Genomic DNA, 11,138 nt, shown 5'->3' on the forward strand with positions numbered 1-11,138 from the left:
GCCGGGTAGGCATCAGTTGGTCACGCCGCCGCACTTGCCGCTGACGACGTTGAAATTGCCGCATGACATCGGCTTGCGCCAATCGGAGATGAGATCCTTGGAGCCCGGCAGGTAATCGGACCATTCGTCGCCGACAACGAGACCGGGCGTCTGATAGACAATGTCGAACTGGCCGTCGTCCTGCACTTCGCCGATCAGCACCGGCTTTGTGATGTGATGGTTCGGCATCATCGTGGCTGATCCGCCGGACAGGTTCGGCACCGACACGCCGACGATCGAATCGATCACCGCATTGGAATCCGTGGTTCCGGCAGCTTCAACTGCCTTCACCCACATGTTGAAACCGATATAGGTCGCTTCCATCGGGTCGTTGGTCACGCGCTTGTCGTTCTTGGTATAGGCGTGCCATTCCTTGATGAACTCGGCATTGGCATCGGCATCGACCGACTGGAAGTAATTCCAGGCGGCAAGGTGGCCGACCAGCGGCTTGGTATCGAGGCCCGCAAGTTCTTCTTCACCCACCGAGAAGGCAACGACGGGAATGTCTTCCGCCTTGATGCCCTGGTTTGCGAGTTCCTTATAGAAGGGTACGTTCGCATCACCGTTGATGGTCGAAACGACTGCGGTCTTCTTGCCGGCGGAACCAAATTTCTTGATGTCGGACACGATCGTCTGCCAGTCGGAATGGCCGAACGGCGTGTAGTTGATCATGATGTCCTCATCCTTGACGCCCTTGGCGTTGAGGTAGGCCTTCAAAATCTTGTTCGTGGTCTGCGGATAGACGTAGTCGGTACCGGCGAGGACCCAGCGCTCGACACCCTCTTCCTTGGCAAGATAATCGACGGCAGGGATTGCCTGCTGGTTCGGCGCGGCGCCCGTATAGAAGACGTTGCGCGAGCTTTCCTCGCCCTCGTACTGGACGGGGTAGAACAACATGGAGTTGAGCTCTTCAAAGACCGGGAGGACCGATTTGCGCGACGATGAGGTCCAGCAACCGAAGACGGCGGCGACCTTGTCCTGCTCGATCAGCTGGCGGGCCTTTTCGGCAAAGAGCGGCCAATCCGACGCCGGATCGACGACCACCGCTTCGAGCTTCTTGCCAAGCACGCCGCCCTTCTTGTTCTGCTCGTCGATGAGGAACAGCATCGTGTCCTTGAGCGTGGTTTCGGAAATCGCCATGGTCCCGGAAAGGGAGTGCAGGATGCCGACCTTGATCGTATCATCCGCAGCTACGGCAGGCGAGAAAGCCAGCGCCGCGCCCATGGCCGCGGCCGCAAAAGTCCCGATAAATCTGGCTGTTAGACTGGACATTCAGGTAAACCCCTCTTTTTGGTTGTGTGTACCAAGGGATTAAAAGCAATGAGTGTGCCAACTCCGGCAGCCGCATCGAAAATTATAAATTCTTCAAATTTATCGGTATTTTAGCGCCTGCGCCCGGTTATCCGGCTTGCAGGCGCGAAGTTTGAGCGTGGCAAATACCCGACACTTCCGCTTATACTTTAGTCATATCCTTACTCGTGATGAAAATTTAATCATCGTTGGGCAACAGCGATGCTTTTCAGATGGCGTTGACCATCGTTTGATGTATGGTGAGGCGACTTTCACACTTCCCAGGGACATAAGATGGATATCCGTCAAATCGACGAAGGCTACGCCGTGAGCGGCCAGATTTCACCCGACGACGTTCGCGATCTCGCCGCGGCAGGCTACCACACGATTATTTGCAACCGCCCGGACGGCGAATCGGCCGATCAGCCCAACTTTGCCGAGATCAAGAACGTTGCCGAAAAAGCGGGCATAGCGATTTACTACGTCCCTGTCGTTTCAGGGCAATTGACACAGGACGACGTCGACGCGATGGCGCGCGCGCTTGACGAGGCTGAGGGTCCCGTCCTCGCCTATTGCCGCTCGGGCGCCCGCTCGACCAATATTTACGGCATCGTCCAGCAGCAGAAGGGCTAACCAGATGCTCCCCATCGCTGATCTTGGCGCCGATGAACTCGACGCCCTGCGCAACCGCGTCCTGCGCGATTACGAAGCCTTCCGCGCCAAGGGGCTGAAGATCGACATGACCCGCGGCAAGCCGAGCCCGGAACAGCTCGATCTTGCCAATGGCATGCTGGTTCTTCCAGGCAATGGGGACCACTACAGTGAGGCAGGCGAAGATGCCCGCAACTATGGCGGGCTCCAGGGTCTTGCCGAAACCCGCGCATTGTTCTCACCCATGATGGGTGCGTCGGCCGATCGCATCGTCGTCGGCGACAATTCGAGCCTTGCCATGATGCATGATTGTTTGCTCTGGGCGATGGTGAAGGGCGTACCGGGCGAAATGGAGCCCTGGTCGCAGCAATCAGGTTCGCCGGCCTTCATCTGCCCGGTTCCCGGCTACGACAGGCATTTCGCCATCTGCGAGGAATATGGCATTCGCATGCTCCCCGTCCCGCTAACCGGGCACGGCCCCGACATGGATATGGTCGAGGAACTCGTCGCCGATCCCGACGTCAAGGGCATGTGGTGCGTTCCCAAATACTCCAATCCCTCGGGCGAAACCTATTCGACCGAAACGATCGAACGCCTTGCAGCCATGCGAACCGGTGCGCCCGACTTCCGCCTGTTCTGGGACAACGCCTATGCGGTGCACCACCTGACGACAGAGCGGCATGAGATCGCCAACATTATCGAGCTCTGCGCGCAGGCCGGCCATCCCGACCGCGCCTTCGTCTTCGCATCGACCTCCAAGATCACGCTCGCCGGTGCGGGGCTCGCCCTGTTCGCATCGTCAGCGGCAAATGTGAAATGGTATCTCGCCCGGGCCGGCAAACGCACCATAGGGCCAGACAAACTGAACCAGTTGCGGCACGTGCGCTTTCTGAAGAGCATGGAGGGTCTGGCCCGGCATATGGATGCGCACCGCGCCCTCATCGCGCCGAAGTTCGATTCGGTCATCGAGGCGCTTGAAACCCGCCTCGGCGGCACTGGCGTTGCGCGGTGGACGAAGCCGGATGGCGGCTATTTCATCTGCGTCGACGCCATGCACGGCACCGCGCGCGACGTGGTAGAACTGGCACGCGAAGCCGGCGTGGTTCTGACCCCGGCAGGCGCCACCTCTCCTTACGGCCGCGATCCCAACGACAGCACGCTGCGCCTTGCTCCGACGTTTCCGTCACAGGAAGAGGTGCGTCTCGCTTCTGAAGGTATCGCGCTGTGCATCCTCCTTGCCGCCGTAGACAAGCTCATCGCACAGCGCGAAGGCGGCGTCTAAATCCTTTGCCCGACGTCGACCCGGTTGCCGTCCGGGTCGGCGAAGACGAAGGCGCGCTGGCCATAATCCTGGTCTTTCAGCGACTTGATGATACGAACGCCCTTGGCTTCGCAGACCGCGTAGAATGTCGCTATGTCGTCGACGAACATATGGAATGCGTTCGTCGTCGTCCTCGCGAAATCGCGAACCTGACTTAGGTGTATCTCCGCGGCATCCTTTTTAAGAACCATGAAACCGACCGGGCTGCCGTTTTCAAAGACCTTCTGAAAACCGAGAACTTCGCAGTAGAAAGCGCACGCAACCTGTAGGTCTTTGACGGAGAGACCGGGCGCAGCGCGCCCGAACGTGACGGTGTGAATATCCGGTTGGCTCATCGCTCACTCCTGAGATTATAGGGCAGAGGCGGCGGTGCGCATGCTTGATTTCGGAGCGGTGTCCTCGACGGGACTTCGATACAACAGGGCGGCATCGAAGTCCATCCGACGATAGTGTCAGAAGAAGGCCTGGATACCGGTCTGTGCCCGGCCAAGGATGAGCGCATGCACATCGTGCGTGCCCTCATAGGTATTGACCGTTTCGAGGTTCTGGGCGTGGCGCATCACATGATAGCCGATCTGGATGCCGTTGCCGCCGTGCATGTCGCGCGCCATGCGGGCGATGTCGAGCGCCTTGCCGCAATTGTTGCGCTTGACCAGGCTGATCATCTCCGGCGCGACCTTGCCTTCGTCAAACAGGCGACCGACACGTAGGGAGGCCTGCAGGCCAAGCGTGATTTCCGTCTGCATGTCCGCGAACTTCTTCTGGAACAGCTGGGTGGCGGCGAGCGGGCGGCCGAATTGCTTGCGGTCGAGCCCGTACTGGACGGTCCGCTGCCAGCAATCTTCAGCGGCGCCGAGGACGCCCCAGGAAATGCCGAAGCGGGCGCGATTGAGGCAGCCGAACGGCCCCTTGAGCCCGGAGACATTGGGCAGGAGATGCTCCTCGCCGACAACAACGCCGTCCATGACCACCTCGCCGGTGATCGAGGCGCGCAACGACAGCTTGCCACCGATCTTCGGCGCGGAAAGGCCCTTCATGCCCTTTTCGAGGACGAAGCCGCGGATCTGACCGTCATGGGCGTCCGACTTCGCCCAGACGACAAAGACATCGGCAATCGGCGAGTTTGAAATCCACATCTTCGAGCCGGACAGGCGATAGCCGTCAGCGACCTTCTCGGCGCGGGTTTTCATGCCGGCGGGATCAGAGCCCGCATCGGGCTCGGTGAGGCCGAAACAGCCGATCCATTCGCCGGAAGCGAGCTTCGGCAGATATTTGCGGCGCTGCTCCTCCGAGCCGTAAGCGTAAATCGGGTACATGACCAGTGACGACTGCACGCTCATCATCGAGCGATAGCCGCTGTCAACGCGCTCGACCTCGCGCGCGACGAGGCCATAGGCGACGTAGGACGCACCGGCCGTGCCGTATTCTTCGGGAAGCGTCACCCCAAGAAGCCCCGACTCGCCCATCATCCGGAAAAGCGCAGGATCGGTCTTTTCTTCCAGATAGGCCTCTTCGATGCGCGGGAGAAGTTCGCCTTGCGCGAATGCCCGGGCACTGTCGCGGATCATCCGTTCGTCTTCGGTCAACTGCTCTTCAAGGAGAAAGGGATCAGTCCAGACGAAGGACGGCTTGGAATTGGCCATAATTGTTTTTCCTCCTTAGATGTGAAGCAAGACCTATCATCAAATCCAATCCGATGACCAGATGCTTTGCCGGCCGATTTTTCCGGGGATGCCGGCGCTCCACGGATTTCGCGGACGCGGCGAATCCACTATAGATTTTGCAATGCCCATCAAGCAGCTCACCGAGACCATTATCAACCAGATCGCAGCCGGCGAAGTCATCGAACGTCCGGCAAGCGTGGTCAAGGAGCTCGTCGAAAATTCGATCGACGCGGGCGCAACGCGGATCGAGGTCGTCACCGCCGGTGGTGGCAAGAACCTTATCCGCATCACCGATAACGGTTCGGGCATTCGCTCCGACGAACTTGCCCTTGCGGTGGCGCGCCATTGCACGTCGAAACTCACCAATGATGTGCACGATATTCGCGCCCTTGGTTTTCGCGGCGAGGCTCTGCCCTCTATCGGATCCGTCTCGCGCCTGTCGTTGAAATCACGCACGTCCGACGCGGATTCCGGCTTCGAGATCAGCACCCATGGCGGCCGCCAGGACGGGCCGCGCCCGACGCCGATGAACGGCGGGACGATCGCGGAAGTACGCGACCTTTTCTTCGCCACGCCAGCCCGCCTCAAATTCATGAAGACCGACCGGGCCGAGGCATCGGCGATCAGCGACGTCGTCAAGCGCATCGCCATCGCCTTTCCGCATATCCGCTTTTCGCTTGCGGGCAGCGACCGCACGCCGATCGAGCTGGCGGCGACAGGCGCGGGATCGTCAGGAATGCTGGAGCGGATTTCACAGGTGCTCGGCAAGGAGTTTCCCGAAAATGCCATCGCCATCGATGCCGAGCGCGATGGCGTGCGACTGACCGGCTTTGCCGGCATTCCGGCGTTCAACCGTGGAAACAGCCTGCATCAGTTCGCCTATGTCAACGGCCGGCCAGTGCGCGACAAGCAAATCTGGGGTGCAATCCGCGGCGCCTATGCCGATGTGATCGCGCGCGACCGCCACCCGGTCGTCGTCCTGTTCCTCAATCTTGATCCGGCGCTGGTCGATGTGAATGTGCACCCGGCCAAGGCGGATGTGCGTTTTCGCGATCCGGGGCTTGTACGCGGCCTTATCGTCGGGGCGATCCGCGAAGCCCTCGGTCAATCCGGCATCCGGGCTGCAACCAGCGGGGCCGAGGCGATGCTGCATGCCTTCAGGCTTGGCGGCGCGGATCCCTCGCGTGCTGCCCCGCTCCATCAGAATTGGCGCGGCAACGCTGCCGTCAATCAGAATTACTCCGTTGAACAATCCCCATACCGTCCGTTCGAAGTCGAAGGCGCCCTCGCCGCCGACACCCGTGGCGGATTTGCCGAACCGGCGCAACCATTCCTTTATGATGTCGCACAGGCCGTGGCAGCCGATGCACGTGGTGCGGCCACTGAGGCTTCAAAGGAATTGCTTTCCGCGCCCCTCGGAGCCGCTCGCGCGCAGGTACACGCCAACTATATCGTCGCGCAGACCGAGGACAGTCTTGTCATTGTCGACCAGCATGCCGCGCATGAACGTCTTGTCTATGAGGCACTGAAGAACGCATTGCATTCACGGCCGCTGCCGGCCCAGATGCTGCTCATCCCCGAAATCGTCGATCTGCCGGAAGTGGATGTCGAACGGCTTGCCGCCCATGCAGAAACGTTGGCACGTTTCGGCCTCGGCATCGAAGCCTTTGGACCCGGCGCGATCGCCGTGCGCGAAACGCCGTCCATGCTCGGTGAGATCGATGCCCAACAACTCGTCCGCGACCTTTCCGATGAGATCGCCGAGCACGATACGTCAAATGGTTTGAAAGGCATTCTCGACCATGTCGCGGCCACCATGGCCTGCCATGGCTCGGTCCGCTCGGGACGGCGGTTGAAGCCGGAAGAGATGAATGCACTCTTGCGCCAAATGGAAGCAACGCCGGGCTCGGGCACCTGCAATCACGGTCGGCCTACCTATATCGAACTCAAGCTCAGCGACATAGAGCGTCTTTTCGGGCGGCGATAAGGGGCTTTCAATCGCGCCATGCTTGACCACCTGCGGCTCTGAGCCGTAAATGAACATTCAATCGACTGGAACATCGGCAGAATATGAACAGATTTGAAGGACCCGGCTCGCGCGAAGCCAAAATTCGTTATCTCGACGGCGACTTTCAGGTCCTGTCGCCGGGTTCCTATGTACTCTGTGCGGTTACCTCGGAGAAGATCCCCCTGGACGAACTCAAATATTGGAGCGTCGCGCGTCAGGAGGCCTATGCCGATGCGCGCATTTCGCTCGAGCGCGAGCTTCAGGTGAACCCCGACCTGCGCAGTCGAAGCAAAGGCTGAGCGATATGCTGACCCGCCGCGCAACCCTGTTCACTCTTCTCGCGGCTGGAATTCTTGTGAGCGGCTGTACCACCGATACGGCCAGCAATGCGCCGGCATATACGGGCCCGGTTAAAACAATCCGGGGCTATCTGCAGGGACCGCCATGGGCACGCCTCACTGCAAGCTCAGTGGTGTTCGTCACTGCCTACGACGCAAGCCGGGGTAATTCGGCTCCAATGCCGCGGCTGGCCCGCACCAGCTTTACGCTGAACAGAAACGGCACATTCCCGGTCGCCTATGAAATCAGGGTTCCGGCGGCAGCCTCGACCCGCGTCGCGCTTGGCGTCGAAATCACCCGCGCCGGAGGAACGCTCTTCTCTAACGACAGGCTCTACAGCCAGACCACGGGAACGAGCCTTAATGTTCCGATGCGCGAAGCGCCTCCGCGGATCAACCGGAGGTACCCCGGCATTTTATGAGGCATCCCGGCGCCGGTGACGGGCGCGATCGCGCGTTTCCCGTATGATGCGAGCGGGTGCGCCGGGCTGGTTGAAAACAAGTTCCACCTCCAACACCGACGTACGGCCGGCAAACGCCCTCGCCGCCTCGCTGCCGTCGAGAAGCCTCACCAGGTCTTTGGCTGTTGTGACCGGCGTCAGGTTTTCCCCATCGGCCGCTTCAGCGAGTTCGGCGAGATTTTCGTCCGTGTACGGGTGATGGTCTGGAAAGGCGCGCGTTTTCTCGACGATGCCGCCCGCTTCGCGAAGCGTCGTGAAAAACTTGGACGGATCGCCTATGCCGGCGAAAGCCAGTAATCGTTTGCCGGCTATCTCAGATGTCGATAGCGGCTTAAGAACTCCTTCATAGATCGGTTTTGCCGCCCGCGCCGCATTGCGAATGACCCGGTCGGCGCCGTTCGCTGTGCCGATCTTGAGCACCGCGTCGGTTCGCACAAGCTGGTCGATCAGCGGCGCGCGCAAGGGTCCTCCCGGCAAGACATGGCCATTGCCCACGCCGCGGCCGGCATCCACCACCATCAAGGCAAAATCGAAATGCAGGCGGGCGCTTTGAAAGCCGTCATCCATGATGATGAAATCGCATCCGGACTGCTGCAATGCCTGTGCCGCGGCAAAGCGGTCGGACGTGACGATGACCGCCGCGTGCCGGGCGAGCAACAGTGGTTCGTCGCCGACAAGACGGGCGCTGTCATGGGCTGGATCGACACGATGCATGCCCGAAAACGCGCCGCCATAGCCGCGCGAAACGATGCCGGGCGTCAGCCCGGCGGCGATTGCTGCCCTCGCAAAGGTGATTGAGGTCGGGGTCTTTCCCGCACCGCCAACGGTGAAATTGCCGATGCAAAGCACCGGGACCGGAACGGTGGGAGGCTTCGCCCGCCTTATGCGGCGCCCGGCCACGCTGCCGTAGACTTTGGAAAACGGGCTTAGCGCCCAGGCCCGCCAATCCGGCTTTTCCCACCAGAATGGAGGGGCCTCACTCATCATTTCCAGCCGCCTTCGCGATTGCTGAGGCGTGCCTGCAGAACGAGAGGCTGGATGAAAGGCTCAAGTGCGGTCAAGGTGCGATCGAGCGATCCGCGCATGTCCTCGACGGTCTTGAGGCCAGCATCGATCATGACCTGGCGTTCTTCCGGATTATTGAAGAGATAGTTGACTGCGCCCGCGAGCATATCCTTGTCGCGCACAAGTTTCGCCGCGCCATTCTTGATCAGGCGCTGATAGGAATCGCGGAAATTCTGAACATTGCGCCCGGAGAGGATCGCGGATTTGAGCATGGCCGGCTCGAGTGGATTCTGCCCGCCTTGCGCGGTCAGCGACCGGCCGACGAATGCGATCTCCGCAAGGCGCAGATAAAGGCCCATATCGCCGATCGTATCGCCGAGATAGATATCCGTATCAGCCTCGATCTGATCCGCCTTGCTGCGCAGCGCCACCTTCATGCCCATTTTTTCGATTGCCTCGGCGATCTCCGGCGCACGATCAGGATGGCGCGGCACGATGATCGTCAAAAGATCGCGATGGCGCGCTTTCAGCATGTGATGCACCTGCGCAACGATCTCCTCTTCGCCCTGATGCGTCGAAATCGCGGCCCAGGTCTTGCGGGTGCCGATCATGCGCTGCATTGCGGCAAGTTCAGTATTGTTCACGGGCGGTACGGCCGTGTCCACCTTGAGGTTGCCGGATACCGTCACCGGCCTTGCGCCAAGTGCCCGGAACCTTTCGCCGTCGATATCCGATTGGGCAACGACGTGGGCGAGATTTTCGAACAGGGCCTCGGCAATCGAGGGCCGCTTGTGCCAGCTGGCAAAGGAGCGATCGGAAAGGCGCCCATTGACGAGCACCTGCGGAACCCGCCTGGTGCCAAGTTCAAGGATCGTCATCGGCCAAATCTCGGATTCGCAGATGATGGCAAGATCAGGCTGCCAATGGGTCAGGAAGCGGTCGACGGCGGGCTTCAGGTCGAGCGGCACATATTGATGGATGACGCGGTCGCCGAGGCGCTCCTGCACCATCTTCGCCGATGTAACCGTACCGGTCGTCAAAACGACATGGATGTCCATGTCGACGATTGCTTCGACAAGCGGAGTGACAGCCGACGTTTCGCCAACACTCGCCGCATGGACCCAGATAAGCGGACCGGATGGGCGGGCAACGCTCGCCACACCGTAGCGCTCGCCCTGACGGCCACGCTCCTCCTTGCCCTTGCTGGCACGGAAGGCAACATAGGCGCCGACAATGGGAAATGTTGCCGCGCCAATCCAGCGATAGGTGCCAAGCACCAGGCGTGCCCATCTTTCGCTCATGCCGCGCCGTCCACGAGTTCATGCACGCGCTTGGTGTTCGCGTTCAAACTATTGGTCAATTCGACACGCTTGGCTTCGAGCATTGCTTCATCTGCATCTTCGGGAACAAAGATCGGGTCGCCGACAATCAACCCCGATTTGCCGAATGGCAAGGGAATGGTGGTCTTGTCCCAACTCTTCTCCAGAACTTTTCTGCGGGTGGTCAGGTAGCAGATCGGCAGGATCGGCCGTCCGGAAAGCTTGGCCAGCAGAATAACCCCGGGACCGCTATCGCGCGGCGTTCCATGCGGAATATCGGCGATCATCGCCGCGGTCTTGCCTTCGGCCAGCGCTTTTTTCAAAACGAGCAGCGCCCGTGCTCCGCCCTTTTCCGTCCCTTTCGAGCGGTCGCGACCGCCCGAGCCGCGCACGATCTCCACGCCGAAGCGCTCGGCAACGCGCGCATTCAGTTCTGCGTCCTTGCTCTTGGAAAACATGGCGACGAAGCGCACGCCGCGCGGCATTAGGAATGGCGCCATCAGATGCTGGCCGTGCCAGGCAACGGCGATGAACGGCTCACCCCCGCGTTTCATATCTTCGAGGTCCGAAGACCCCTTGAGCCGGGGATTGGTCAGATGCACCAGCCGGAAGAACTGCGTGATCAACCACACGATCATGCTGCGGACGATCGGCGAATTCGCCAGCGGGCCGCGCACCGAGCGCCAGAAGCGCTTGAGCGCTCCAGCTTTGCGGCGAGGCGCTTTAGCCGTTGCTGAATTCTGGTCAATCATGTCGATCTTTGTCCGACCACGCGCACGCGGTCAGTCCGCCTTGCCCGTGGCAGGATCCAGCAAGCGATGCATGTGGACGATGAAATAGCGCATATGAGCGTTGTCCACCGTCGCTTGCGCCTTCGACTTCCATGCGCGCTGCGCCGAGGCAAAATCCGGATAGATGCCGACAATATCGAGCTTGTCGAGGTCGCGGAACTCGACACCGCCGAGTTTCTTCAGCTCACCGCCGAATACAAGGTGAAGCAGTTGCTTTTGATCCGAAGTGTTTTCGCTCATGTGCCTGTCCA

At 60.4% G+C, this 11,138-nt stretch carries 12 protein-coding genes; 5 read left to right on the forward strand and 7 right to left on the reverse strand.

Annotated features, from left to right (window positions below; all coding sequences use genetic code 11):
• Positions 1-12: 12 nt before the first annotated feature.
• Positions 13-1,311, reverse strand: a complete 1,299-nt coding sequence (urtA, locus tag HQ945_RS04150; RefSeq protein ID WP_036813290.1) for an urea ABC transporter substrate-binding protein — start codon at positions 1,309-1,311, stop codon at positions 13-15.
• A 312-nt stretch (positions 1,312-1,623) separates the two neighbouring features.
• On the opposite strand from urtA, the gene HQ945_RS04155 reads away from it, so the two are divergent.
• Together HQ945_RS04155 and HQ945_RS04160 are read left to right on the forward strand one after the other, a co-directional pair.
• Positions 1,624-1,962, forward strand: coding sequence for a protein tyrosine phosphatase family protein (locus HQ945_RS04155; RefSeq protein WP_091919583.1), 339 nt, complete (start codon positions 1,624-1,626; stop codon positions 1,960-1,962).
• A 4-nt stretch (positions 1,963-1,966) separates the two neighbouring features.
• The gene (locus tag HQ945_RS04160) at positions 1,967-3,262 is read left to right on the forward strand and encodes an aspartate aminotransferase type Ic (protein WP_174207681.1); all 1,296 of its coding nucleotides are present in this window, start codon (positions 1,967-1,969) and stop codon (positions 3,260-3,262) included.
• On the opposite strand, the gene HQ945_RS04165 is transcribed toward HQ945_RS04160, so the two are convergent.
• Positions 3,259-3,636, reverse strand: a complete 378-nt coding sequence (locus HQ945_RS04165) for a glyoxalase superfamily protein (RefSeq protein ID WP_113281835.1) — start codon at positions 3,634-3,636, stop codon at positions 3,259-3,261. The two genes, HQ945_RS04160 and HQ945_RS04165, sit on opposite strands and share 4 nt — an antisense overlap.
• Before the next feature lie 117 nt (positions 3,637-3,753).
• Positions 3,754-4,944 (reverse strand): acyl-CoA dehydrogenase, encoded by a 1,191-nt coding sequence (locus tag HQ945_RS04170; RefSeq protein WP_091919587.1) that lies wholly within the window; start codon positions 4,942-4,944, stop codon positions 3,754-3,756.
• 142 nt (positions 4,945-5,086) lie between these two features.
• On the opposite strand from HQ945_RS04170, the gene mutL reads away from it, so the two are divergent.
• From mutL to HQ945_RS04185, 3 genes are all read left to right on the forward strand, one after another.
• Positions 5,087-6,952, forward strand: a complete 1,866-nt coding sequence (gene mutL / locus HQ945_RS04175; RefSeq protein WP_113281880.1) for a DNA mismatch repair endonuclease MutL — start codon at positions 5,087-5,089, stop codon at positions 6,950-6,952.
• 83 nt (positions 6,953-7,035) lie between these two features.
• Positions 7,036-7,272: a DUF2093 domain-containing protein gene (locus HQ945_RS04180; RefSeq protein ID WP_027230185.1), complete on the forward strand. Its 237-nt coding sequence runs from the start codon at positions 7,036-7,038 to the stop codon at positions 7,270-7,272.
• 5 nt (positions 7,273-7,277) lie between these two features.
• Positions 7,278-7,733, forward strand: a complete 456-nt coding sequence (locus tag HQ945_RS04185) for an SAM-dependent methyltransferase (RefSeq protein WP_113281836.1) — start codon at positions 7,278-7,280, stop codon at positions 7,731-7,733.
• Here the strand turns inward: HQ945_RS04185 and lpxK are convergent.
• The 4 genes from lpxK to HQ945_RS04205 are packed head-to-tail and all read right to left on the reverse strand — an operon-like array spanning position 7,728 to position 11,127.
• Positions 7,728-8,759, reverse strand: coding sequence for a tetraacyldisaccharide 4'-kinase (gene lpxK / locus HQ945_RS04190; RefSeq protein WP_113281837.1), 1,032 nt, complete (start codon positions 8,757-8,759; stop codon positions 7,728-7,730). The two genes, HQ945_RS04185 and lpxK, sit on opposite strands and share 6 nt — an antisense overlap.
• On the reverse strand, positions 8,756-10,078 hold the full coding sequence (gene waaA, locus HQ945_RS04195) for a lipid IV(A) 3-deoxy-D-manno-octulosonic acid transferase (protein ID WP_027230188.1): 1,323 nt from the start codon (positions 10,076-10,078) through the stop codon (positions 8,756-8,758). The genes lpxK and waaA overlap by 4 nt, the downstream gene beginning before the upstream one ends.
• Positions 10,075-10,848 carry a lysophospholipid acyltransferase family protein gene (locus HQ945_RS04200; protein ID WP_036813294.1) on the reverse strand — a complete coding sequence of 258 codons (774 nt, stop codon included), beginning with the start codon at positions 10,846-10,848 and terminating at the stop codon, positions 10,075-10,077. Before HQ945_RS04200 ends, waaA begins: the two co-directional genes overlap by 4 nt.
• Positions 10,849-10,878: 30 nt before the next feature.
• Positions 10,879-11,127, reverse strand: coding sequence for a DUF4170 domain-containing protein (locus HQ945_RS04205; RefSeq protein WP_027230190.1), 249 nt, complete (start codon positions 11,125-11,127; stop codon positions 10,879-10,881).
• Positions 11,128-11,138 lie beyond the last annotated feature (11 nt).

The sequence above is a fragment of the Phyllobacterium pellucidum genome, assembly GCF_013327855.1.
Taxonomy (GTDB): Bacteria; Pseudomonadota; Alphaproteobacteria; order Rhizobiales; family Rhizobiaceae; genus Phyllobacterium; species Phyllobacterium pellucidum.